21 protein-coding genes are annotated in these 24,831 nt (G+C 70.5%); 2 read left to right on the top strand and 19 right to left on the bottom strand.

All coding sequences use genetic code 11. The annotated features are described in order from the left end of the window. Positions 1-21 precede the first annotated feature (21 nt). From ACZ66S_RS04465 to ACZ66S_RS04490, 6 genes are all read right to left on the bottom strand, one after another. Complete coding sequence (locus tag ACZ66S_RS04465; RefSeq protein WP_469899563.1) at positions 22-1,653, bottom strand: beta-N-acetylhexosaminidase; 1,632 nt, start codon at positions 1,651-1,653, stop codon at positions 22-24. Between the two features lies 1 nt (position 1,654). Next, the gene (locus tag ACZ66S_RS04470) at positions 1,655-2,503 is read right to left on the bottom strand and encodes a carbohydrate ABC transporter permease (RefSeq protein WP_469899564.1); all 849 of its coding nucleotides are present in this window, start codon (positions 2,501-2,503) and stop codon (positions 1,655-1,657) included. Positions 2,504-2,565: 62 nt separating this feature from the next. Next, positions 2,566-3,456 (bottom strand): carbohydrate ABC transporter permease, encoded by an 891-nt coding sequence (locus ACZ66S_RS04475; RefSeq protein WP_469899565.1) that lies wholly within the window; start codon positions 3,454-3,456, stop codon positions 2,566-2,568. After that, positions 3,453-4,757, bottom strand: a complete 1,305-nt coding sequence (locus ACZ66S_RS04480; RefSeq protein ID WP_469899566.1) for an extracellular solute-binding protein — start codon at positions 4,755-4,757, stop codon at positions 3,453-3,455. Before ACZ66S_RS04480 ends, ACZ66S_RS04475 begins: the two co-directional genes overlap by 4 nt. Positions 4,758-4,941: 184 nt before the next feature. Next, on the bottom strand, positions 4,942-5,223 hold the full coding sequence (locus tag ACZ66S_RS04485; protein ID WP_053846429.1) for a DUF3039 domain-containing protein: 282 nt from the start codon (positions 5,221-5,223) through the stop codon (positions 4,942-4,944). A gap of 29 nt (positions 5,224-5,252) precedes the next feature. Beyond that, the gene (locus tag ACZ66S_RS04490) at positions 5,253-5,825 is read right to left on the bottom strand and encodes a YqgE/AlgH family protein (RefSeq protein ID WP_020121222.1); all 573 of its coding nucleotides are present in this window, start codon (positions 5,823-5,825) and stop codon (positions 5,253-5,255) included. A gap of 254 nt (positions 5,826-6,079) precedes the next feature. Between ACZ66S_RS04490 and murA the strand changes: the two genes are divergently transcribed. Then, positions 6,080-7,426, top strand: coding sequence for a UDP-N-acetylglucosamine 1-carboxyvinyltransferase (gene murA, locus ACZ66S_RS04495; protein WP_469899567.1), 1,347 nt, complete (start codon positions 6,080-6,082; stop codon positions 7,424-7,426). Between the two features lie 286 nt (positions 7,427-7,712). On the opposite strand, the gene ACZ66S_RS04500 is transcribed toward murA, so the two are convergent. The 6 genes from ACZ66S_RS04500 to ACZ66S_RS04525 form a co-directional block, all read right to left on the bottom strand. Continuing rightward, positions 7,713-7,994, bottom strand: coding sequence for an HU family DNA-binding protein (locus ACZ66S_RS04500; protein ID WP_007382399.1), 282 nt, complete (start codon positions 7,992-7,994; stop codon positions 7,713-7,715). Positions 7,995-8,321: 327 nt separating this feature from the next. Next, entirely contained in the window at positions 8,322-9,737 is a 1,416-nt protein-coding gene (locus tag ACZ66S_RS04505; RefSeq protein ID WP_469899568.1) for an NAD-dependent malic enzyme, read from the bottom strand. A 300-nt stretch (positions 9,738-10,037) separates the two neighbouring features. After that, complete coding sequence (locus ACZ66S_RS04510) at positions 10,038-12,464, bottom strand: HelD family protein (protein WP_469899569.1); 2,427 nt, start codon at positions 12,462-12,464, stop codon at positions 10,038-10,040. 63 nt (positions 12,465-12,527) lie between these two features. Next, on the bottom strand, positions 12,528-13,295 hold the full coding sequence (locus ACZ66S_RS04515; RefSeq protein WP_469899570.1) for an anti-sigma factor family protein: 768 nt from the start codon (positions 13,293-13,295) through the stop codon (positions 12,528-12,530). Between the two features lie 59 nt (positions 13,296-13,354). After that, the gene (locus ACZ66S_RS04520) at positions 13,355-13,876 is read right to left on the bottom strand and encodes a sigma-70 family RNA polymerase sigma factor (protein ID WP_010039908.1); all 522 of its coding nucleotides are present in this window, start codon (positions 13,874-13,876) and stop codon (positions 13,355-13,357) included. 319 nt (positions 13,877-14,195) lie between these two features. Then, the gene (locus tag ACZ66S_RS04525; RefSeq protein WP_469899571.1) at positions 14,196-14,780 is read right to left on the bottom strand and encodes a CGNR zinc finger domain-containing protein; all 585 of its coding nucleotides are present in this window, start codon (positions 14,778-14,780) and stop codon (positions 14,196-14,198) included. A gap of 210 nt (positions 14,781-14,990) precedes the next feature. On the opposite strand from ACZ66S_RS04525, the gene ACZ66S_RS04530 reads away from it, so the two are divergent. Next, positions 14,991-15,509: an anthrone oxygenase family protein gene (locus ACZ66S_RS04530; RefSeq protein WP_469899572.1), complete on the top strand. Its 519-nt coding sequence runs from the start codon at positions 14,991-14,993 to the stop codon at positions 15,507-15,509. 96 nt (positions 15,510-15,605) lie between these two features. Here the strand turns inward: ACZ66S_RS04530 and ACZ66S_RS04535 are convergent, their stop codons facing one another. The 7 genes from ACZ66S_RS04535 to ACZ66S_RS04565 form a co-directional block, all read right to left on the bottom strand. After that, complete coding sequence (locus tag ACZ66S_RS04535; protein WP_469899573.1) at positions 15,606-16,760, bottom strand: uroporphyrinogen-III synthase; 1,155 nt, start codon at positions 16,758-16,760, stop codon at positions 15,606-15,608. 120 nt (positions 16,761-16,880) lie between these two features. Next, positions 16,881-18,263, bottom strand: coding sequence for a nitrate/nitrite transporter (locus ACZ66S_RS04540; RefSeq protein WP_469899575.1), 1,383 nt, complete (start codon positions 18,261-18,263; stop codon positions 16,881-16,883). A 253-nt stretch (positions 18,264-18,516) separates the two neighbouring features. Continuing rightward, on the bottom strand, positions 18,517-18,978 hold the full coding sequence (locus tag ACZ66S_RS04545; protein WP_469899576.1) for a hypothetical protein: 462 nt from the start codon (positions 18,976-18,978) through the stop codon (positions 18,517-18,519). Positions 18,979-19,000: 22 nt separating this feature from the next. Further along, the gene (locus ACZ66S_RS04550) at positions 19,001-20,215 is read right to left on the bottom strand and encodes an acyltransferase family protein (protein ID WP_469899577.1); all 1,215 of its coding nucleotides are present in this window, start codon (positions 20,213-20,215) and stop codon (positions 19,001-19,003) included. Beyond that, positions 20,212-22,413 (bottom strand): polysaccharide deacetylase family protein, encoded by a 2,202-nt coding sequence (locus tag ACZ66S_RS04555; RefSeq protein ID WP_469899579.1) that lies wholly within the window; start codon positions 22,411-22,413, stop codon positions 20,212-20,214. Before ACZ66S_RS04555 ends, ACZ66S_RS04550 begins: the two co-directional genes overlap by 4 nt. Next, complete coding sequence (locus ACZ66S_RS04560; RefSeq protein ID WP_469899580.1) at positions 22,413-23,405, bottom strand: hypothetical protein; 993 nt, start codon at positions 23,403-23,405, stop codon at positions 22,413-22,415. Before ACZ66S_RS04560 ends, ACZ66S_RS04555 begins: the two co-directional genes overlap by 1 nt. A 354-nt stretch (positions 23,406-23,759) precedes the next feature. Continuing rightward, a complete protein-coding gene (locus tag ACZ66S_RS04565) occupies positions 23,760-24,755 on the bottom strand; it encodes a LysR family transcriptional regulator (RefSeq protein WP_469899581.1) in 996 nt (331 codons plus the stop codon). Between the last annotated feature and the right edge of the window lie 76 nt (positions 24,756-24,831).

Below are 24,831 nucleotides of genomic sequence, written 5' to 3' on the forward strand. Positions count from 1 at the left end.
GACACTTGAGGTCTTTTTCCCCTACCTGTTCGGGGGCGCCCCTTCCAGCGGCCGACCGAGGACTCCGGGCCGCTTCTGCCACGGCAGCGGTCCCGTGGGCGGCCGGTAGCCGACCCCCAGGGCGTCGAGCAGTGCGTAGTGCGCGGTCATCCGGCGCTCGAAGTCGGCGAAGTCCCGTTCCGCGGGGGCGGGCAGAGCGCTCCAGGCCACCTCGGCGAAGGCCACCAGCCGTGGGAACGCCTGGTAGTCCACACGCGCGTGATCCTCCATCACCTCGGTCCACAGGTTGGCCTGCGTGCCCAGCACGTGCGTGGCCTCCTCCGCGGTGAGCTGCGGTGGAACGGGCTCGAAGCGGTACACGTCCTCCAGGGTGCGGACGTACGCGATCGGCACCGGCTCGTCCGCGCCGGGGTCCTGGCGGTAGTCCAGGTACACGTGCTGCTCGGGGCACATGACGACGTCGTGGCCGGATCGCGCGGCGGCGATGCCGCCCTGATAGCCGCGCCAGGAGGAGACGGCGGCCCCCTCGGCGAGGCCGCCCTCCAGGATCTCGTCCCAGCCGATGAGCCGGCGCCCGCGCGCGGTCAGCCACCGGTCGAAGTGACCGATGAACCACGACTGGAGCCCGTCCTCGTCGGCGAGCCCGAGTTCCTCGATGCGGGCCTGTGCGGTGGGCGACTGCCGCCACTGGTCCTTGAGGCATTCGTCACCCCCGACGTGAATGAACTCCGAGGGGAACAGCTCCAGGAGTTCCTCGAACACCCCCTCGTAGAAGCGCAGGGTGTTGTCAGTGGGGGCGAGTACGTTTGCGGAGATGCCCCAGGTGTCCCAGACCGACAGGGAGGACGTGTCGATGACATCGGTGTTGCCGAGTTCCGGGTACGCCGCGATCGCGGCCTGCGAGTGTCCGGGCACGTCGATTTCGGGGACGACGGTGATATGCCGTTCGGCCGCGTAGGCGACGATCTCCCGGATGTCGTCCTGGGTGTAGAAACCGCCGTGCGGCTTCTCCTCCCACAGCGGTGAGGCCCGGTGGCCGAATTTGGTGCGCGCCCGCCAGGAACCCACCTCGGTGAGCCGCGGGTACCTCTTGATCTCGATCCGCCAGCCCTGGTCGTCCGTCAAGTGGAAGTGGAAGACGTTGAGTTTGTGCGCGGCCATCAGATCGAGGTAGCGCAGGACCCCGTCCTTGGGCATGAAGTGCCGGGCCACGTCGAGCATGAGGCCGCGCCAGCGGAATCGCGGGGCGTCCTCGACGGTCTGGTGCTGGACGCCGTACTGGAGGTCGGGGGCCACGGGCGCGCGCCGGAAGGCGTCGGGGCCGAGGAGCTGACGGAGCGACTGGGCGCCGTAGAAGACTCCGGCCGGGCCGCCGCCCGTGATCTCGACGCCCCACCCGGCGGTGACCCTCAGCCGGTAGCCCTCCGGCTCCAGGGTGTCGTCGAGGCGCAGCGTGAGCGTGTTCTCGGCGCCCTCCTGCCCCGGCGGCAGCGGCAGGCCGAGGGCCGCGCCCAGGGTGGAGCGCAGCCAGCGCTGCGTGCTCGCGGTGCCGGGCGCGCCCCACAGGGCGGTCTCCGGCCCGAACACGAAGCCGCAGGCCGTGGGCCCCTCGACGGCGCGGGGCGCGGGAATCAGTTCTGTCAGCGACGTCATGTCAGTCCTTGACCGCTCCGCCCAGCCCCGAGACCAGGCGTCGCTGTACGAGTACGAAGAACACCAGCACCGGAATCGTCATCACCGTGGACGCGGCCATGACCCCGCCCCAGTCGGGTTCGTCCGGCTTGTAGAAGACCAGCAGGGCCATCGGCAGCGTCGACTGCGAAGTGTCGCTGATGATGAACGACTTGGCGAAGAGGAAATCGTTCCAGGCCGAGATGAAGGAGAACACGCTCGTGGCCACCAGGCCGGGCAGGACGAGCGGGAAGAGAATCCGCCACAGGAATCGCGCGCGGCTCGCCCCGTCGATGTAGGCGGCCTCCTCCAAAGCCTCCGGTACGGCCTTCACGAACCCCCTGAGCATCCAGATCGCGAAGGGCAGCGAGAAGGCGATGTGGGGCAGCACCAGCGAGCCCAGCGTGTTCAGCAGACCGAAGTCCCGCATCTGGAAGAACAAGGGGATGGTGAGGGCCTCCACGGGCACCATCTGGGCCACCAGGAACATGATCAGCAGAGTGGTCCGGAAGCGGAAGCGGAATCGTGTCACGGCGGTCGCCGCGAGAAACGCGATCAACGCCGAGACGATCACGACGGTGCAGGCGACGACAAGGCTGTTGACGAAATACCGACCGAAATCCTGCTGTCCGAACACCCGCCGGAAGGAATCCAGCGAGGGCGCGAGCGTCCAGGGCCGGGGCTCGGTCGACTCGATCTCCGAGGCCGGTTTGAAGGCGCCGAGCACCATCCAGTAGAGGGGGAAGGCGACGACGACCGCGATGAGCAACGCCGACGCCTCGGCGGCCGTGCGCCAGGGCCGCCGCAGAAGATCCAGCCGCGGAGACCCCATGCGCGCAGACCCCAGGCGCCGAGGACCCGGGCGCGGACGATCCGGTTTCAGCAGTGGAAGATTCACAGGTCCTCCCCCTGGCGGTGCAGCAGCCGCAGGTACACCAGCGTGACGGCGAGCAGGATCAGCAGCATCACGACCCCGATCGCCGAGCCGAGGCTGTACCGCGAGGAGGCGAACGCCTGCTGGTAGGCGTAGACGTTCAGGACGAGGTTCTGGCCCGCGATGCCGCCGCCGTTCGTCATGACGTAGATCTGCGTGAAGACCTTGAAGTCCCAGATGACCGACTGGATGGTGACCACGGTCAGGATCGGGCGCAGCATCGGCGCGAGCACGGACCGCCAGATCCGCCACTGCGAGGCCCCGTCCAGCGCGGCGGCCTCCAGCACCTCGGCAGGGACGGCCCGGATCCCGGCGTAGACGGTGACCATCACGAACGGGAAGGAGCACCAGACGACTTCGAGCAGGACGAGGAGGAAGGCGCTGAGCCGCCCGTACGTCCAGGAGTGGTCGCCGAGCCCCAGCAGCCGGTTCACCGGGCCGAAGTCGGGGTCGAAGAGGAACAGCCAGACCGTCGACCCGGTCACCGCCGGGGTCGCCCACGCCCCGAGCGCGGCCAGCATCAGCGCCAGCCGAGGCAGGGCACGCACCCGCGTGAGGAGCACCGCCAGCGCGCATCCGACGGCGAGCGTCGAGACGACGCAGGCCGCCGCGAACAGCACGGTGGCCAGCAGCACCTGCCAGAACTCCGGGTCGGACAAGAGCGCCGAGTAGTTCCCGAATCCCTGGAAGGTGGTCGGGGCCCCGCCGCTGACCTGGGCCTGGGTGTACTCGAAGAAGGAGATCAGGCCGAGCTGGTAGACGGGGTAGACGAGCAGGCCGCCGAGGACGGCGAGGGCGGGGGCGAGATAGAGCCACGGGGTCCAGGTGGCGCGGGTGTTCACCGAGGTCACCCGGCGGTGCCGAACGCGTCGTTCATCTTCGCCGCCGCTTCCTCGGAGGCCGCCGCCACGCTCTTCTTGCCGCTGATGACCGACTGGAACATCGTCGGCAGCACCAGCGAGGAGTCGATCTGCGACCACGCGGGGGACGCGGGCACGAACTTCGTGCCGGCCGCGAGGGTCTGCGCGAACGGCTGCACGTACGGCCGCTCGGCCGCCGCCTGCTGCCGGACGTCCGCGAAGGTCGGCAGGAACCCCATCGCGTCGAACATCGCGGCCTGCGTCTTCTTCGACGTGAGCTGCTCCATGAGCCGGACGGCGAGCGTGCGGTGCGAAGTGCTCTTCAGCACCCCGATGTTGTTGCCGCCGGCGAAGGCGGGTGCGATCGACCCGGCGGAGACGCCGGGCAGCGGCACCACGGCGTACTTGCCCTTGACCTTGCCGGCCTCCACCGCCGCATGGCTGAAGTCGCCTCCGATCGCCATGCCCGCCTTGCCGGCCGCGAACGCGGTGACCGTGTCGTTGCCGCCCATGCCGGCGCACTTGGCGGCGGGGCAGTTGTCGTCGGTGAAGAGCGAGGTGTACTCCTTGATGCCCTTCTGCGCGGCCGCGCCGTCGATCGCCGAGGTGTACGAGCCGCCCTTGCCGGTGGCGAGTTCGCCGCCGTTGGCCCAGAGGAAGGGCATCGCGCCGTACGTGTAGGCGCCGCCGACGACGAGGCCGTACAACGCGGGCTTCGCGGCCCGGATCCTGCGGGCCGTGGCAGCCAACTCGGCCATGGTCTTCGGGACTTCCAGGCCGAGTTCGTCGAAGAGGTCGGTCCGGTAGTACAGCGCGCGGACGCCGACGTAGAACGGCGAGCCGTACACCTTCCCGTCCACGGTGACCGAGGTCTTCGCCGTGGGGTCGGTGTCCTTGGCCTCGCTCCAGTCGCCGAACTCCCGGGTGACGTCGAGGAGTCCGCCGTCCTTGACGTAGCCGGCGGTGTCGGTGTTGCCGTACTCCATCACGTCGGGTGCGGAGGAGGGGTCGTTGAAGGCGGCCTTGACGCGCTGGGCGCGGGTCTCGACCGGGATGTACTCGACGTCGACCTGTGTGCCCTCGTGGGCCTTCTCGAAGGCGCTGACGACCGAGTCGACGACCTTCTCCTTCGGCTTGTTGCCGACCTCCTGGAAGAGCCAGACACGCAGGGTGCCGCTCTTGTCGTCCTTGTCGGAGGCGGAGTTGGAGGAGGTCTGCGGTGTGCAGGCGGTGACGACGAGGGCGGACAGAAGCACGGTCGCGACGGCGCTGCGGCGCGGGGAGAGCTTCATGGAGTGATCCTCCGGGCGTGCGTTGCAACATATGCAATGACGGTTTCGCTCAACGCAACGGAGGTTATGGCTTGCATGAACACGCCCACAAGAGGTCTCCACCACTTCGTGACACGCGAAAGGCCTCCGAGGCGTGCGGAACACACGCCTCGGAGGCCTCGTGAAGCTCAGTCGGGCCGGACGGCTACTTGTCGCCGCCCTTGCCCTCGTCGTCCCCGGAGCCCATCGACTCGTAGATCTCCTTGCACATGGGACACACGGGGTACTTCTTGGGATCGCGGCCGGGTACCCACACCTTGCCGCACAGCGCCACGACGGGGGTCCCGTCGAGGGCGCTCGCCATGATCTTGTCCTTCTGGACGTAGTGGGCGAAGCGCTCGTGGTCGCCGTCGCCGTGGGAAGTCTGCGGCGTGGGCTCGACGAGGGTCCCCGTACCAGTCCCGCGCTCGGGCTCGAGAGTGCTCATAAGCCCAAGAGTACTGAAGCTCACATGGATCAGTTGAGCGAAGGGTCGTCCGGGTACGTGGCCACCATCGCCAGCTCGTTGCGCTGGCGGCGCAGCACCTCGCGCCACAGTCTCTCCGGGGCCGGGGAGGAGACGTCACCGGGCTCCGACTCGACGACGTACCAGGCACCCTCCACCAGCTCGTCCTCCAACTGGCCCGGGCCCCAGCCGGCGTACCCGGCGAAGATGCGCAGGCTGCCGAGGGCCGAGGCGAGCAGCTCAGGCGGGGCCTCCAGGTCGACCAGCCCGATCGCGCCGTGCACCCGGCGCCAGCCCAGCGGCGCCCCGTCGACGGCTCCGCCGCCGGGGATGACGGCGACCCCCAGGGCCGAGTCCAGGGAGACCGGACCGCCCTGGAAGACGACTCCGGGTTCGCCCGTGAGGTCGGCCCAGCCCTCCAGGATGTCGCCGACGTCCACCGGGGTGGGCCGGTTGAGGACGACGCCGAGGGAGCCCTCCTCGTCGTGGTCGAGGAGCAGCACCACCGCGCGGTCGAAGTTCGGGTCCGCCAGGGCGGGCGTTGCCACGAGCAACCGCCCTGTGAGCGAGGACACCTCGGTCATGCCAGACATGATCCCGCATCTTCCCTCCGCGTGGGGAGGCAATGCCCCGACGACGGTGGATGCAGCTCAGAGCGCACCGGTGCGCCGCGAGCGCACGCCGGGCGCCGGTGACCCCTTGTGCCCGGCGACTAGCAGGCCGTGTTGTGACAGAGCTATGACGTGACTGAGCGGCACTTGGGCTTACAGAAGGGGGGTAGGCGGCGATTACCCTTGTCCCTTCTGGCCCCTGCCCGACTCATCGGAACGCGAGATACATGACCGTCAACGGCTCTGACGACGTACTGCTTGTCCACGGCGGAACCCCGCTGGAGGGCGAGATCCGTGTCCGCGGTGCGAAGAACCTCGTACCGAAGGCCATGGTCGCCGCCCTGCTGGGCAGCGAGCCGAGTCGACTGCGCAACGTTCCGGACATCCGTGACGTGCGTGTCGTACGCGGGCTGCTGCAACTGCACGGTGTGACGGTCCATCCGGGTGAGGAACCGGGCGAGCTGGTGATGGACCCGACGCACGTCGAGAGCGCCAACGTCGCTGACATCGATGCCCACGCGGGTTCCTCGCGGATCCCGATCCTCCTGTGCGGTCCGCTGCTGCACCGCCTGGGGCACGCCTTCATCCCCGGTCTCGGCGGCTGCGACATCGGCGGCCGGCCCATCGACTTCCACTTCGAGGTGCTGCGGCAGTTCGGCGCGACGATCGAGAAGCGCGCGGACGGGCAGTTCCTGGAGGCGCCGCGGCGGCTGCGCGGCACGAAGATCCGGCTGCCCTACCCGTCCGTCGGCGCGACCGAGCAGGTGCTGCTGACGGCGGTCCTCGCCGAGGGCGTCACCGAGCTCTCCAACGCCGCGGTGGAGCCGGAGATCGAGGACCTCATCTGCGTTCTGCAGAAGATGGGCGCCATCATCGCGATGGACACCGACCGGACCATCCGCGTCACGGGCGTGGACCGGCTCGGCGGCTACAACCACCGCGCCCTGCCGGACCGCCTGGAGGCCGCCTCCTGGGCGTCCGCCGCGCTGGCGACCGAGGGCGACATCTACGTCCGCGGCGCCCAGCAGCGCTCGATGATGACGTTCCTGAACACCTACCGGAAGGTGGGCGGTGCCTTCGAGATCGACGACGAGGGCATCCGGTTCTGGCACCCCGGCGGCCAGTTGAAGTCCATCGCACTCGAGACGGACGTGCACCCGGGCTTCCAGACGGACTGGCAGCAGCCGCTGGTGGTCGCCCTCACCCAGGCCACGGGCCTGTCGATCATCCACGAGACGGTCTACGAGTCCCGCCTCGGCTTCACCTCCGCGCTCAACCAGATGGGCGCACACATCCAGCTCTACCGCGAGTGCCTGGGCGGCTCCGACTGCCGCTTCGGCCAGCGCAACTTCCTGCACTCGGCGGTCGTCTCGGGTCCCACCAAGCTCCAGGGCGCCGACCTGGTCATCCCCGACCTGCGCGGCGGCTTCTCGTACCTGATCGCGGCCCTCGCGGCCCAGGGCACGTCCCGGGTCCACGGCATCGACCTCATCAACCGAGGCTACGAGAACTTCATGGACAAACTCGTGGAACTCGGCGCGAAGGTGGAACTGCCGGGCAAGGCGCTCGGCTGACCCACCCCCTGAACACCCCGACGGGGCGGCCACCACACCAGGTGACCGCCCCGTCCGCATGGCCTGAAGCTCCTGGAGCTCAGCGCGAAGGTGGAACTCCCCGGCAAGGCGCTCGGGTAGTACCTGTCGTACGTACGCCGATGGGGCGGTCCCCCGGACTCGGGTGACCGCCCCATCGGCGTTGTGCTGAGCGCCCCGAGGGGGCGCGGGGAACTGCGCGACCAGCCACGGCGGTCCCGTCAGCCGAAGGACGGCCCGCAGTTACCCGGCGCTCGAAGCGGAGCGCTTACTTGCCCTTGGCGGCTTCCTTGAGCTTGGAGCCCGCCGAAACCTTGACGCTGTAGCCGGCCGGGATCTGGATCGGGTCACCGGTCTGCGGGTTGCGCGCGGTGCGAGCGGCACGGTGGGTGCGCTCGAAGGTCAGGAAGCCGGGGATGGTGACCTTCTCGTCGCCCTTGGCGACGATCTCGCCGACGGTCTCGGCGAACGCGGCCAGAACGGCGTCGGCGTCCTTGCGGGTCACCTCGGCGCGGTCGGCCAGCGCGGCCACCAGCTCACTGCGGTTCATGTTGTTACTCCCGTGTTCTTCTTGCCGTTGGGGTGTGCCACGCGGCGGGGCCGCACACGAGGCACAGCGAAGCCGATGCGCTCGCGCCCAGAGACGCATCCTGCCCCTACCTGCTGCGGGAAAGCCAATCCGGCACCCGTAGGACTCGCATGAACACCCTAGGGGGTCACACGAACAGAGGCCTGGGCGTGGCGCCACCCTAGAGGGTGGCGTGAAGCGCCCGGTTTCGCGACGCGCCGGGCCGGAGGACCGCCGTGGCAATCCTCACAGCCGAACAAACATACGACGACCACTGTAGACGCGGGTCCTCAGCCCCGCTCGCGGGCCCTACGCCGTCGCGCCCGCGGCCTTCGCCGCGTCCCGCACCGCACCGGCCACCGCGCCCGCGACCTTGTCGTTGAAGACGCTCGGGATGATGTAGTTCGGGTTCAGCTCGTCCGGGGTGACGACGTCCGCGAGAGCCTTCGCGGCCGCGAGCATCATCTCCGTGTTGACCGTGCGGGACTGGGCGTCCAGCAGGCCGCGGAAGACACCCGGGAAGACCAGCACGTTGTTGATCTGGTTCGGGAAGTCGGAGCGGCCGGTGGCCACGACGGCCGCCGTCTGGCGGGCGATCGCCGGGTCGACCTCGGGGTCGGGATTCGCGAGCGCGAACACGATCGCGCCCTCCGCCATGGCGGCCACGTCGGTGCCGTCGAGGACGTTGGGGGCCGAGACGCCGATGAAGACGTCGGCGCCGCGAACGGCCTCCTTCAGCGTCCCGGTCAGGTTCTCGGGGTTGGTGTTGTCGGCGATCCAGCGCAGCGCGGAGCCCGGAGCGGCCTCGACGAGGTCCTCGCGGCCGGCGTGCACGACACCGTGGATGTCGGCGACTACGGCGTTCTTGACGCCCGCGGCGATCAGCAGCTTGAGGATGGCCGTACCGGCCGCACCGGCGCCGGACATGACGACCCGGATGTTCTCGATCGCCTTGCCGGTGACGCGCAGGGCGTTGGTCAGGGCGGCGAGGACGACGATCGCGGTGCCGTGCTGGTCGTCGTGGAAGACGGGGATGTCGAGGGCCTCGCGCAGCCGGGCCTCGATCTCGAAGCAGCGGGGCGCGGAGATGTCCTCGAGGTTGATGCCGGCGAACCCGGGGGCGATCGCCTTGACGATCTCGACGATCGCGTCGGTGTCCTGGGTGTCCAGGCACAGCGGCCAGGCGTCGATCCCGGCGAACCGCTTGAAGAGGGCCGCCTTGCCCTCCATGACCGGGAGGGCGGCCTTGGGGCCGATGTTGCCCAGGCCCAGCACGGCCGAGCCGTCCGTCACGACCGCAACGGAGTTGCGCTTGATGGTGAGGCGGCGCGCGTCCTCGGGGTTCTCGGCGATCGCCATGCACACGCGGGCCACGCCCGGGGTGTAGATCATCGAGAGGTCGTCGCGGTTGCGGATGGGGTGCTTCGACGCCATCTCGATCTTGCCGCCGAGGTGCATCAGGAACGTACGGTCGGACACCTTGCCGAGCGTGACGCCCTCGATGCCGCGCAGCTCCTCGACGATCTCGTCGGCGTGCTTGGTGGAGCTGGCCGCGATGGTGACGTCGATGCGGAGCTTCTCGTGGCCGGACGCGGTGACGTCGAGGCCGGTCACCGAGCCTCCGGAGGACTCCACGGCGGTGGTGAGCTGCGAGACGGCGGTTCCGCTCGCGGGCACCTCCAGCCGGACCGTCATCGAGTAGGAGACGCTGGGCGCCGTTGCCATGGCCGACTTCCTCTGCTTTCACGGGTGACGCTGATGCCGTCCGATCGTCGCACCTACTGATGAGTAGGCGTTAGCCGCCCCGGATTGCGGACGTTTTGTTCACAGGGACATTCATGCGAAAGAGGCCCACGTCACATGGACGTGGGCCTCTCACCAGGTCAGTGACACCGACCCGCCATGCTCGCCTCGCGGCAAGTGGTCGCTCGTAGCGACGAAGGTTGGGCCCGGGGGCTTGGATCGGGCCGGTGTCACATCCAGGCTAACAAACAGATCCCGAAAGACCATTCCCGTACGGAGAGTTCAATCTCTCAACAGGTCCGGCACGCCCTCCCCGTCCGGCTGGTCGCGCTCCGCCGAGACGACCGTGAGCTGCTGGGTGGCCCGGGTGAGGGCGACGTAGAGCACCCGCAGTCCGGCGGGCGACTCGTCGGCGATCTCGGCCGGGGAGACGACCACGGTGGCGTCGTACTCCAGGCCCTTGGCCTCCAGGCTGCCGAGCGCCACGACCCTGTCGCCGAGTCCGGTGAGCCAGCGGGCCGCCTCCTCCCGGCGGTTCATGGCGACCACGACACCGACGGTGCCGTCGACCAGACCGAGGAGCCGGGCGGCCTCCTCGCGGACGGTCTCGCCCAGCGACTTGCGCACCACGGTGAAGCGGGGCTCGACGCCGGTGGACCGGACGGCCCGCGGGGACTCCGCGCCCGGCATGGCCAGCGCCAGCACCTTGGCCGCGAGGTCGGCGATCTCCGAGGGGTTGCGGTAGTTGACGGTGAGCTGGAAGCGGCGGCGCGGCCGGGTCCCGAGAGCCTCGTCGCGGGCCTCGGCGGCCTCGTCGGGGTCGGACCAGGAGGACTGGGCGGGGTCGCCGACGACCGTCCAGGTGGCGTGCCGGCCACGGCGGCCGACCATGCGCCACTGCATGGGCGTGAGGTCCTGGGCCTCGTCGACGATGACGTGGGCGTACTCGACCCGCTCCTGGGCGAGCCGCTCGGCCCGCTCGCGCTGCGACTCCTCGCGGACCGGCATCAGCTCCTCCAGACCGGTGAGCTGGTCGAGCGGGTCCAGCTCGCGCCGCTTCCTGGGCCGGGCCGGGGTGCCGAGCACCGCCTGGAGCTCGTCGAGCATGGCGATGTCGTGCACGCTCAGGCCGTCGCGCCGGAGCGAGCGGGCGACCCGGCGGATCTCGCCGGGGTTGAGGATGCGCCGGGCCCAGCGGCCGAGGCGCCGCTCGTCGGCCATGGCGGCGAGGACGGCCTTCGGGGTGAGCTCGGGCCACCAGGCGTCGAGGAACTCGACGAAGCCGTCCTCGGAGGTGATGTCCTCGTCGAAGGACGACCGCAGCTCGGCGGCCAGCTCCGGGTCGGTGTGCCGGCCGCCCGCCCCGGAGCGCGACCACAGCGCGTCCAGCAGCAGCTTGCGGGCGCGGGGCCGCAGCAGGTTGACGGGCGCGGTGCCGCCGAGGGCGTTGCGGCGGATACGTTCCAGCTCGTCCGCCTCCAGCTCCAGCCGCCGGCCGAAGGCGACGACCCGCAGGCGGGTCGGGGGTCCGGCCGGGGGCTGCGGGGATACGGCGCCGGCGGCGCCGTTCCCGTCCCCGGTGCCGGCGTCGAGGTCACCGAAGTCGCCGAAGGAGAGCTGGCCGGAGCCGGACCGGCCGGAAGGCCGGCCCGCACCGCCGGTGCCCAGCTCCAGCACGCCCCGCGCCGCCTTCCGCAGCACCTTCAGCATCCGGTACGAGCCCTTGGCGCGGGCCACCGCCGGGGAGTCGTACAAGGTGGCCTCGACGCCGTCGACCAGGGAGCCGATCGCGCGGATGGCGACCTGGCCCTCCTCGCCGAGGGAGGGCAGGACGCCCTCGGTGTACGCGACCAGCAGGGGGGTGGGCGAGACGATGAGGATGCCGCCCGAGTACCGGCGGCGGTCCTGGTAGAGCAGGTAGGCCGCGCGGTGCAGGGCCACGGCGGTCTTGCCGGTGCCGGGGCCGCCCTCGACGTACGTCACGGACGCGGCGGGCGCGCGGATCACCAGGTCCTGCTCGGCCTGGATGGAGGCGACGATGTCCCGCATGGTGTGGCTGCGGGCCTGGCCGAGCGCGGCCATGAGGGCGCCGTCGCCGATGACGGGCAGCTCGTGGCCGTCGAGGAAGGCCGTGAGCTCGGGGCGCATGAGGTCGTCCTCGACGCCGAGGACCCTGCGGCCCTTGGAGCGGATGACCCGGCGTCTGACGACACGCCCGGGATCCACCGGAGTGGACCTGTAGAAGGGCGCGGCGGCCGGCGCCCGCCAGTCGATGACGAGTGGCGCGTAGTCGGAGTCCAGGACCCCGATCCGGCCGATGTGCAGGGTCTCGGCGATGTCGGCGGTGTTGTCCTCGCGGACCGCGCCCTCGGCGGGTTCGACGGCGGTGTAGGCCCCGTCGGGACCCTTCTTGCCGTCCTTGCCGGGGAGCAGGTCGATCCGGCCGAACAGGAAGTCCTCGAACTCGTTGTTGAGCCGGTTGAGGTGGACGCCGGCCCGGAAGACCTGGGCGTCCCGCTCGGCGAGCGCGCCGGGCGTGCCGACCTGGCCACGCTTGGCCGCGTCGTTCATCAGGAACTCCGCCTCGTGGATCTTCTCCTCCAGGCGCCGGTAGACCCGGTCCAGATGTTCCTGTTCGACGCTGATCTCACGGTCCCGAACCGAGTCCTGAACCGAGCCGACCGCAGATGGTTGAGCCTGAGCGGCCACCGGGCCCCCTTCTGACGTGCTGGGCAGCCGTCAACCGTACGCGAAGGGGGCCCCGGCGGGAAGTTACGCGTCGACCTGGACGAGCTTGTTGCCGTCGGAGTCGACGACCTCGAAGTGATCGATGTCGTTCTGGGCCGGAGCGACCGCGCCGCCGATGTAGAGCGGCTGCTTGGACTCCGGGGTCTTGCCGTCCGGGATGCCGTAGCCCCACTTGCCGACGGACCAGGTGGACGCCGTCCAGCGCTCACCGTTGGTGCCGACCGCGATCAGCGAGCACTTGAGCGGTCCCTTGACGCCCTTGAGCTCCAGGCCGAGCGAGGTGCCCCAGTTCTTCTCCTGCATGGCGACGGTCGCGCTGACGCCGGTCGTGGAGTCGGTGGCGGACACCTTGTCGCTCATGGACTCGAAGAGTTCCTTCGGGGTGGCCGCCAGGACCTGTCCCTGCTTGGCCCCGCCGTCCGAGTCGCCGCCGCTCGCCGCCATGGCGACGAACGGACCGCCGATGATCAGCGCGGCCGCGGCCGCGACCATGTAGAAGCTGCGGCGCCGCTTCTGCGCCCGGCGCTCGGCGACCTCGTCCACGAGCTTGTTCACGATCCGCGGACTGGGCTTGGCGGATAGCGACTCCCCGATCGCGGGGGTGCCGGAGCCCGGCAGGTCCGCGAGGGCGGCGAGCATCGGCTCCATGCCGGCGAGCTCGTCGAGCTGTTGCGCGCACCACTCGCAGGTCGCGAGATGGGCCTCGAAGGCGGTCGCCTCGGCGTCGTCGAGGATTCCGAGGGCGTAGGCGCCGACGGTCTCGTGCTCGTTCGGCACCGGAGATCCCATCATGGAGCCAGACATACCCGAACCACCTGTGCCGAATCCCTGGTTACCCCCGTAAACACCCATCACGCTGTCACCCCCCGCTCCTCCAGTGCGAGCTTCATCGACCGCAGGGCGTAGAAGACCCGCGAGCGGACGGTTCCGCTGGGGATGCCCAGTGTCTCGGCCGCCTCGTTGACGGTACGCCCCTTGAAGTACGTCTCGACGAGCACCTCCCGGTGGGCGGGGGTCAGGTCGTCGAGCGCGTCCGACAGCGTCATCAGCCACAGCGCCTTGTCGATCTCGTCCTCCGCGGGGATGACCTCCAGCGGCGACGGATCGACCTCCTGCGGCCGGGCCTGCCGGCTGCGGTGGCCGTCGATGACGATGCGCCGGGCGACCGTCACCAGCCAGGGGCGTACCGATCCGGTCGCTCGATTGAGCTGTCCGGCGTTCTTCCAGGCACGGATGAGTGTTTCCTGCACCACGTCCTCGGCTCTCTGGCGGTCACCCGCGACCAGACGAAGGACGTACGCAAGGAGAGGTCCGGCGTGCTCCCGGTACAGGGCACGCATCAGCTCCTCATCAGGTTCCGAGGGCTGGGACATGCGATGTCGGGCCCTCGATCCACGTTCATTGGCCACGACGGAATCCTTGCGCACGCCCACCTCCGATGTCCGGGGGTTCCCCCAGTCGGTCGCTCGACTACGGGTACGGACGTGACGAGTTGGATGTTCAAAGGGTGGCGACAGTTTTCTTCTGAGTGACGTGACGAGACAGGACATGCGCGCACATTCCCGCCGCGTGATCTTTACATTTCCGCCACACGGGCAAGATCACGACTACGGCCCGTGAGGTTGAGCGAGTAAACAACATGTAATCGAAATCACTTCGACAGCCGCCTCACAGAAGGGACATAACGACCAGTCAGCTCCGGGAGAGGGCCGCGCGCCGTCGGTGCCGGGCCACCCTTTCGCGGTTCCCGCAGACCTCACTGGAGCACCAGCGCCTCCTGCGCCCCCGTGAGGTGTCGAGGTAGACGATGGGGCAATTGTCCCCTTCGCACTCCCTGATCGCCGCCCTGGCGACGGGGTCCGTGAGCAGTTCCACGGCGTCCCTGGCGATGGCCCCGAGCAGTGCCGCGCAGTCGGGCGGACCGCCCAGCTCGCGCACCAGCGAACCGTCCTCGTCCGGCACCGCGCGCGGGGCGGGCGGCGCGGCCCGGGCGGCCTCGTTGACGTGGGCGAGCGCGAGGTCGTAACCGTGTCCGGGGACGCCCCGCACCAACTGTCCGACGCGTCCGCGCAGTTCGCGGAAGCCGGCGAGCCAGGACGGGTCCGCGTGCGTCAGGTCCGTCCCCCGCGGCACCAGCCCCGAGCCGACGATCCAGGCGCCGAGCACCTCGGTCGAGTCGAGGCGTTCCTCGGGGTGGGTGGTCGCGAGGAGGTCGAGACAGATCCGTCCGGCGTCGAACCGCAGCTCGTACGCGACCGTGGCCGTACCCAGTGCCATGTGCCTGTCACCGCCTAGGGGTGCCCCGGTCGTGAGGGGTCGGTGAAGTGCTTCGAGGCTGTGCGTGGCTGTTCCGGGGCTCCCTCCCACAGTGCCTTCCCGCCCCCGCCGCCGGAACCCCCCGTACCGGGAGCGGTGCCTGGACGCGCACGTATGCGGGGGCGCGTCTCGGCCATGTCGGCGCGCCGGGCGGGGCCCTTGACTGGTCGCATGACACAGAGCAGCAGGAGCAGCGGCCTCGTCCTGGGCGCGGCCACGGTCGCCACCGGCCTGATCGCCGGGGCCTTCTACGTCTTCGCGTGCGCCGTGATGCCGGCCCTGGCCCGCAGCGACGACACCGTCTACGTCACGGTGATGCGGGACATCAACGAGGTCATCCAGAACCCGGTGTTCTTCCTGAGCTTCCTGGGCGCCCCGCTGCTCACGGCGGTGGCCGCGTGGCAGGCGCGGGGCAGCGGCCACCGGAGGTGGGTGCGGGCGGCCCTGGTGCTCTCCGCCCTGGCCTTCCTGGTCACCGTCGCCGGCAACGTCCCCCTCAACGACGCCCTCGCCCGCGACGGCGACCCCGCCACCCTGCGCGCGGAGTTCGAGGACCCGTGGCTGGCGTGGAACGCGGTGCGGACGGTGCTGCTGACGGCCACACTGGGCTGCCTGACCAGGGCACTGGCCCTGTACGGCCGCCGCACCTGGCAACACACCCCGGGCGAAGTCAGCCCCTCCGGCGCTTGAGGAGCGGGGGTCCGGGGGCAGAGCCCCCTGGCGGCGGTGTCCGAGGCGCGCCGGCCGCTGGAAGAATGGCCGGACAGGGGCGGCAGGGTGTGGAACCTACGCGTCCGCGTACTTCGCGTCCGCCGCCGGGTCCAGGGCGAGGCGGTAGCCCCGCTTCACCACCGTCTGGATCAGCTTCGGGGCGCCGAGGGCCGTGCGGAGGCGGGCCATCGCCGTCTCCACCGCGTGTTCGTCACGGCCCGTCCCCGGCAGCGCCCGCAGAAGCTCCGCCCGGGACACCACCCACCCGGGCCGCCGGGACAGCGCCCGCAGCAACGACATCCCCGCGGGCGGCACCGGCCGCAGCTCCCCGTCGACCAGCACCGCGTGCCCCCGGATCTCCACCCGGTGACCGGCGACGGGCAGCGACCGGGCCCGGGCGGGCAGTTCCTGGCACAGCAACTGCACGAGCGGTCCGAGCCGGAAGCGCTCCGGCGAGACCGTCTCCACGCCCCGCGCCTGCAACGGCAACGCCGTCACCGGCCCGACGCACGCCGGCAGCACGTCGTGGGCGAGGGCGGCGAGCAGCTCCGGCAGCAGGCCGCGGTCCTCGGCCCGGGACAGCAGCGAGGCCGCGGCCGGCGCGCTCGTGAAGGTCAGCGCGTCCAGGCCCCGCGAGACCGCCGCGTCCAGGAGCCGGTCCACGGGACCGATGTCCTCCGGCGGCATCCAGCGGTACACCGGCACCCCCACGACCTCCGCTCCCCCGGCCCGCAACGCCTCCACGAACCCGGGCAGCGGCTCGCCGTGGAGCTGGATGGCTACCCGGCGCCCCTCGACGCCCTCCTCCAGCAACCGGTCCAGCACCTCGGCCATGGACTCGGACGACGGCGACCAGTCCTCCGTCAGCCCGGCGGCCCGCACCGCGCCCTTGACCTTCGGGCCGCGCGCGAGCAGCTCCACCTCGCGCAGCCGGGCCAGGAGCGGCTCCCCGAGCCCCCATCCGTCGGCGGCCTCGACCCAGCCCCGGAAGCCGATGGCGGTGGTGGCCACCACGACGTCCGGCGCCTGGTCGATGAGGTCCTTCGTCGCCGCCAGCAGTTCGCTGTCGTCGGAGAGGGGCACGATCCGCAGGGCCGGCGCGTGCAGGACCGCGGCGCCGCGGCGCTGGAGCAGCGCACCGAGTTCGTCCGCCCGGCGCGCGGCCGTGACTCCCACGGTGAACCCCGCGAGGGGGCCGTGTCGCTCTGCTGCCTGCTGTTCCTCGTACATGGCTCTCGTCCCGCACTCGAGTCGTCGTACACAGTCGTACGTGGGTCGTCCCTACATGCCGACCGAGCCTGTCAACGGCTCGTGACAGGCTCGGTTCCGGTTCATGTCGCCGGTGTTACGTCACACCTCGGCATAGCTGAGCTGCGGCTTCGTCTCGGCGGCGGCCGTGGTCGTCCCCTTGGCGGCCGTACGGCGAAGGTATACGGCCCAGGTCACCCCGAAGCAGAGGGCGTAGTAGACGAGGAAGGTGACGAAGGCGCCGGTGCCGGAGCCGTTGGTGAGGAAGGACTGGCGGAAGGCCAGGTTGATGCCCACGCCGCCGAGCGCGCCCACCGCGCCGATGAGGCCCATGGAGGCACCGGAGAGGCGTCGGCCGTACGCGGCGGCCGCCTCGCCCTCCAGTCCCTCGGCGAACGCCTTGGCCTGGAAGATGCCCGGGATCATCTTGAAGGTCGACCCGTTGCCGAGGCCGCTGAGGACGAACAGCACCACGAAGACGGAGACGAACAGCGGCAGCGACCTCGCCATGCTGGCGCCGATCAGGACACCGGTGGCGGCGGCCATGGCCACGTAGTTGTAGAGGGTGATCTTCGCGCCGCCGTACTTGTCGGCGAGCCAGCCGCCCAGGGGACGGATGAGGGAGCCGAGCAGCGGGCCGATGAAGGTGAGGTACGCGGCCTGCAGCGGCGTACGCCCGAACTGCACCTGAAGGACCTGGCCGAAGGCGAAGGCGTACCCGATGAACGACCCGAACGTCCCGATGTAGAGGAAGGACATGATCCAGGTATGGGCGTCACGGGCGGCGTCCTTGGCGGCGCCGGTGTCGTTCCGCACGGACGAGAGGTTGTCCATGTACAGCGCGGCGAGACAGGCGGCGACGAGGATGAGCGGGATGTAGATCCCGAGAAGGACCCTCGGTCCGCCGCTGGCCCCGATGACGGCGAGGGCGATGAGCTGGATGACGGGCACGCCGATGTTGCCGCCGCCGGCGTTCAGGCCGAGGGCCCACCCCTTCTTCCTGAGCGGGAAGAAGGCGTTGATGTTGGTCATGGAGGAGGCGAAGTTGCCGCCGCCGATGCCGGCCAGCAGGCCGACCAGGAGGAAGGTGGAGAAGGAGGTGCCCGGCTTCATGACGGCGAAGGCGGCGACGGTCGGGACGAGCAGCAGACTGGCCGAGATGATCGTCCAGTTCCGCCCGCCGAAGATGGCGACGGCGAAGGTGTAGGGGACGCGGACGACGGCCCCGACGAGCGTCACCATCGACGTGAGCAGGAACTTGTCGGCTGGGGTCAGCCCGTACTCCGGTCCCATGAAGAGCACCAGCACGGACCACATGGTCCAGATCGAGAACCCGATGTGCTCGGAGAGCACGGAGAAGAGCAGGTTCCGCCGGGCGACCTTCTCACCAGTCTCCTGCCAGAAGGTCTCGTCCTCCGGATCCCACTGCTCGATCCAGCGACCGCCCCTGCTCGGGGGTGCGGGGGCTGTACTAGGGGCTGTCATGACGCCTCCACGGTGCGACGGGCTCAGGTCCTGCTACGAGTGGCTGATCCCGAACGTAGGGAGGGCGCGTTTCCTGCCTGTGTTTCCCCGAGTGACCGTGAAGGAACTTTGCTCTCACCCCGGGGACGGGCGGGATGAGAGGTCGTGGGACCGTCGCCGAGCCGGACGACACCTTCGAGCCGGTCACGCAGGTCGGACAGGTCGAACCCGTTGGAGCCCGCGCACCCTCCTGGCTGCCGCGTCCTGGAGTCCCTCATCCCTCATGGACGTGCACCACGCAGAGCCCGTGCCGCGCGGCCGACGCGAAGAGGACGCTCAACTCGTCGACCAGCTCGGTGAGATCATCCGCGTAACCGTACGGGACGTCTCCTCGCACGATCGTGGCCAGCACGTCGGCCATCCGGGCCGTCACACCCGCGGTGCCGACCGCGGCGAGGAATCCGTGGACCCGCACCACCTCGTCGACCGACAGCAGCGTGCATGCCGTACCGACACGGTCGTCCCCGAGGACGGACCCGCCGAAGGCGGCGAGACCCGCGAGCTCGCCCGCGCCCGCACGCAGCAGCAACTCCTCGACGACTCCCGCTTCCTCCCCCAGGTCGCAGGAGCCGAAGGGGGAGGCGTCGCCCGTCTCCGGTGCACGGAACCGGGCGACGACATGGTCGAACCCGGCGACGGTCTCCGTCGTCGGCAGGGACAGGAGCGTGACGTTCATCCGAGGTCGCGTCCGTGAGCCGTCAGGCCCCGTGGCCCGCGCGCGCCGGCGCCTTCGCCCGTCCCCGCTTCACTCCGTTCGGCCACAGCCGTGGCCTCCTCTTCGCCGCCAGGTCCTCGATCCAGCCGAAGGCCAGGATCGCGAGGGCGATCAGGGGCCACACCAGGAAGAACATCCACAGGGTGTCCGTGGAGTCGAGGGCGGCCACCGCGCGCTCGCCCTGCATGAAGGGGAGGCGGTAGGCCAGGTCGATGATCGGGACCGTGGCCATGATGAGCAGGTTGTGCCAGAGGTAGATCGTGACGGCACGGTTGTTGGAGAGGGTGACCAGCTTGTCCCAGCGGGCCAGGCGGCCCGGGAGCTCCTGCCAGGACGGGGAGTACTGGAGGAGGATCACGACGAAGCCGAAGGACCAGGCCGCCTGGGCCAGCGGGATGTCGTTGAGGTCCCAGCCCTCGGGGCCGAGGTGGCCCGAGGCCCACCACAGGCCGAACGCCATCACCAGGACCGCGGCGGAGACGGCGAGATAGCGCGGGACCTTCGCCAGCACCCCCTCGTGGTGCGCGAAGCCGAGGACCCAGCAACTGCCGTAGACCGCGAAGTCGGTGACCGCGTTGCCCAGTTCGCCGGGGATCGTGACGACTCCCGTGCCGACCACGGCCGTCAGCGCCAGCGGGGCCAGCAGCGTCGCCCACGGCACCCTGCGGAACGCCCACAGCAGCAGCGGGGACGCCAGCACGAACCACAGGTACGCGCGGAGGTACCACAGCGGGCCCACCGCCTGGTCGGCCCAGGTGCTCTCCAGCAGGTCGTTCGGGAAGCCGACCTCCCAGGGGTACGGCGGCGCCCCGATCGGCACGACGTAGTTGACCAGCTCCAGCAGGCCCCAGGTGCCGCTGTGGTCCGGATCCTCCGACAGCTTCCAGCCGCCCACGAACATCAGCGGCAGCACCACCGCGCTGAACGCCCACAGCGGGGGCAGGAGCCGGCGTACGCGGCCCCTGATCACGCTCAGGGCGGGCCGGTTCAGCGACCTCGCCATCAGCGAGCCCGCCAGCGCGAACATCACGCCCATCGACGGGAACAGCACGCTCAGCCAGGCCCAGCCGAACAGGTGGTAGAGGACCACGCGCACCAGGGCGAGGGAGCGGAGAAGGTCCAGATAGCGGTCCCGGCCCGGCGCCTTGGGGGCGGCGGCGACCGCCGTCGGCTGCTCCGCCGTGTACTCCTGCGTCATCCGACCGGCCTCCGCTCGTCGCTCTCACTGCGCGTCCGCTGTCTCGGCACCGGTCCGCCCGGTGCCTCGACGACTCCCGTGCGGCGCAGCTTCTGCCAGCGCAGGCGGCCCCCGGTGAGGGCCGTGATCCAGGACTGGAGCAGTACGACGTACATGAGCTGGCGGTACAGGATCTGCTGCAACGGCAGCGAGATCAGATGGGTCATGCGTTCCCGGTCGAGACGGAACGCGTAGGCGGCGCAGACCACTTGGATCGCGAGGACGCCCAGCCAGGCCAGGATCGTCTTCCCGGTCGGGCCGAACACGACGCCGTAGAGCAGGAACACGTCGATCAGGGGGGCCAGCAGGGGGGCCACGACCATGAACAGCGAGACCAGCGGGAGGCCCACGCGGCCGAAACGGCCCGAGGGGCCCCGCTCCACCAGCGCGCGCCGGTGCTTCCAGATCGCCTGCATGGTGCCGTACGACCACCGGTAGCGCTGGGACCAGAGCTGCTGGACGGACTCCGGTGCCTCCGTCCAGGCGCGCGCCTTCTCGGCGTAGACCACGCGCCAGCCGTCCCGGTGCATGGCCATCGTGATGTCGGTGTCCTCGGCGAGGGTGTCGTCGCTCATGCCACCGACGCGTTCCAGGGCGGAGCGGCGGAAGGCTCCCACCGCGCCCGGGATCGTCGGCATGCAGCGCAGGACGTCGTACATCCGGCGGTCGAGGTTGAAGCCCATCACGTACTCGATGTGCTGCCAGGCGCCGATCAGCGAGTCGCGGTTGCCGACCTTGGCGTTGCCGGCGACGGCTCCCACGCGCGGGTCGCCGAAGGGCTGCACCAGCTCCCGTACGGTCGACGGCTCGAAGACCGTGTCGCCGTCCATCATCACGATGATGTCGTAACGGGCGTTCGCCAGGCCGCGGTTGAGGGCGGCCGGCTTGCCCGCGTTGAGCTGGCGCACGACCCGGACGTTCGGCAGGCCCATCGCCTCCACGATCCGGGCGGTGCCGTCACTGGAGCCGTCGTCGATGACGAGCACCTCGATGGGGTGCTCGCTCGCCATCAGGGAACGGACGGTGTTCTCGATGCACTTGGCCTCGTTGTACGCCGGGACCAGCACCGACACCGGCTCGGTGACCGGCACGCCCCAGCGGAAGTCCTTGCGGCGCACCCGGCGGGCGTGGATGCCCGAGAGCAGCAGCATCAGGACGAAGCGGCCGATGACCAGGGAGCCGATGATCGACAGTCCGACGACGAGGAAGCCGGTGATGTTCTCGGAGGCCTGGACCAGGAAGATCCACGCCTTGCCCTTCCACAGCTCGGGACCGGTGACCGCGGTGTGCGCGGTGGGCGCGTCGAGGGCCTCGGTGAGGTTGTCGAACTCGTAGCCCTTGTCCTTCATGTCGGGCAGGAACCGGTCGAGCGCCTGGACGGTCTGGTGGCGGTCGCCGCCGGAGTCGTGCATCAGCACGATCGCGCCCTTGCCGTTCTTCGGCGTGGCGTTGCGGATGATCTGGCGGACGCCGGGCTTCTGCCAGTCCTCGCTGTCGGTGTTGTTGACGACCGTGATGTACCCGCGGGTGCCGATGTACTCGGTGACGGGCCAGGACTTGTTGTCCATGGCGTCGGCGAAGGAGGAGTACGGCGGCCGGAAGAGCGAGGTGCGGATACCGGCCGCGCCGGCGAGCGCGAGCTGGTTCTGGGAGAGCTCCCAGTCGATGCGCTTCTTCGACTGGAAGGACAGGTCGGGGTGGTTGAAGGTGTGCAGCCCGACCTCGTGGCCCTCGTCGACCATGCGCTGGACCAGGTCCGGGTAGCGGGAGGCCATGGTGCCGGTGACGAAGAAGACCGCGTGCGCGTGGTGCTTCTTCAGGACGTCCAGGACCTTGGGGGTCCAGGTCGGGTCGGGGCCGTCGTCGAAGGTGAGGACGAGCCGGTGGTCGGGCATCCTCAGGCTGGTGGCGCGGCCACTGCGGGTGTCGATCACCGGCCCGCCGTCGATGATCTTCTCCGGCACCTTGTCGGAGGAGGCCTCGGGCTGGATGCGGTGGTCGGCGAGGATCTCGCTGTGGACGTAGCCGCGCAGCATCAGCATCGCCATGAGCGCGACGAGGACGAGCACGGGCAGCAGCAGGCGCATGGGCAGGCGACGGCGCCTGGAGCCGTCGGGGGCTCCTGGTGCGGCCCCCGGGCGGCGGGTGCGGGATGCCATCAGAGGATGTACTCCGGGGACGGGGAGGAGAGCGGGGCGTCGGAGGGCGCCGGGGCTGAGGTGCCGGGTGCCGAGGTCTGGGACGTCTCCGACGCGATGGGCGAGGGGGCCGCCGGGCCGTGGGCGACGGTGCCGGGTCCGGCGCTGTCACCGCCCGTGGTCTGGGTCGGGGCGACCGAGGGGTCGGGGCTGGTGGTGGCGGGCGGGGTGACCGAGGGGCTGGGCGGCGGGGTGACCGACTGCGTCGGCTGCGTCGACGGGTCGGCGCTCGACGACGGCTTGCCGCCCGGCTGGGTGGCGGTGGCCGGCGCGTCGGCGGACGCGCCCGGACCGCCGGGACTCACGGTGGCCCCCGGCGCGGTGCCGCTGACTCCGGGAGCCGGTGTCACCCCGCCGCTGACGGTCGGGGTGGTCCCCGGGAGCACTCCCGCGCCGGCGGAGGGCGCGGTGGACTCGGCCGGCAGCGGGCTGGTGTCGACCTGGCCGGCCGGGGCATCGTCCTTCGGCCCGTTCATGGGGATCCAGGGCGCGTTGGAGTTGCCGGACATCAGGGTGACGACGATGACGACGGCGTAGACCGCGCAGGCCAGGCCGACGGCGATGCCGATGCGGCGGAAGCGCCGGCTGCGCCTGCCCGACTCGTCGACGAAGACCGGGCCGTCGGAGCCCTCGGAGCCGCCCTCGGAGCCGGGGCGGCCCTCGATGCGGTCCTGGCCGCTCAGGCTGATCGCGTCGAGCTGGACGGTCACCTCGTGCGGGTCGTGGGTACCGCCGACACCGATGCCGGACTCGTCCCAGGGGTCGCGTACGACGGCTCTGCGGCCCGCGGGTTCCGGGTCGTCCCCGGCGCGGTTCGCTCTCGGGGCTCCGGGGAAGTCCCGGTCGCCGCCCGGTCCCGCCGAGCCCGCCGGTGTCCCGGAGCGGTCGGCGGTCGGCTCTGGGCCCTCCGTACCGGCCGAGCCGAAGAAGCCGGCGTCCGGCCTTCCGGCCACACCCGCTGATCCGGTCGAGCCGGTCGAGCCGGTAGATGCGGTCGAGCCGGTAGACGCAGCCGAACCCGCCGATCCGGTCGAGCCAAGTCCTCCGGTTTCCGGGAACGTCTGTGTGGCGCCCCCCGTCGTCGGAATGTCCTGGGTGCCTGATGCGACCTCGGGCCATTCCGGTTGGGCGTCTTCTCGCCAGTTTTTCACGCGCACGCACATCCCCCACGGGCTGATCTGGGCGCGCTGTCGACCTTGAGCACACGTCGGCTGAACCAGGCCCCCACCCGGTCCGAGCGCCCCCCTTACCACACCGTGCTCAGGCCACGAATGTAGCGCACACGGAGCATCTGTGTTTGCCGCGTGTCATTTGTGGATGTTCATATCGGCCTCATCGATGGCTGGAATCCATCCGTCCGATGGTCGGCGGAGCCACCCGTGTTCGAGGGACAGTTCGATCGCGGCACGGCGGAGGGCGTCGAAGGCGGGGTGCACCAGACCCTTGCGCCACACCAACGACACGGGCGACAGCGGCACCGGATCGACCAGCGGTCGCCGCACCGTGGCGGGCATGACCGGAAAATCCAGGACGACCAGAATCGGGTTTCGGATCTTGGCCATGATCCGCTGGAACTCCTCGTCGCCGACCGCGAGCGGCATCGGCGGGGCGATCCGGATGCCTCTTCCTTCGAACAGCCGACGAGCGAGATCGGTCCATTCCGGAGTACGCGGATTTCCGGCCCCCGCGTACACGGTCTCGCCCTCCAAGGCGGCGAGCGGCACCCGCTCCAGAGAGGCCAGCGGGTGGTCCTCGGGCAGGACGAGGGCCATGGGTTCGTAGCGCACGGGCTGGTGGTCCAGGCCCGCCCGCAGCGCCGGGTCCAGACCGGCGAACCGGCCGAAGGAGGCGTCGAGGCGACCGGCGAGCAGCTCCCCGGCCGCGCCCGTCAGCCCGCTCTCGTAGCGGGCCATCAGCTCCTGGTCGGGGGCGAGTTCCCGGGCCCGCAGCAGGACGGCGCGGGCGGTGGCCTGGTCGGGGAAGTTCAGGTCCACGAGCAGGGGGCGGGCCTGCGCGAAGGCGGCGAGCAGTTCGTCCTGGGCGTCCAGGGCCCGGCGGGCGTACGGCACCAGCCGCTCGCCGTCGGCGGTCAGCGTCACCTGCCGGGTGGTGCGCACGAACAGCTCGGCGCCCAACTCCCGCTCCAGCCGCCGCACATCACGGCTGAGCCCCTGCTGGGCGACGTAGAGCCGAGCCGCCGCGCGCGTGAAGTGGAGCTCGTCGGCGACGGCGAGGAAGGCGCGCAGGAGCCGGGGGTCCAGGTGCGGGGAGCGGGGGCCGGGGCGTGGGCTGGGCACGGACATCGGGCGAACTTACAACACGGGTGCGTGAATCGGTACGGAGAAGGTGTTGGACCCCTTGATCGTCCCCGCGCGACGG

The sequence above is a fragment of the Streptomyces sp. NPDC107471 genome, from assembly GCF_055582845.1.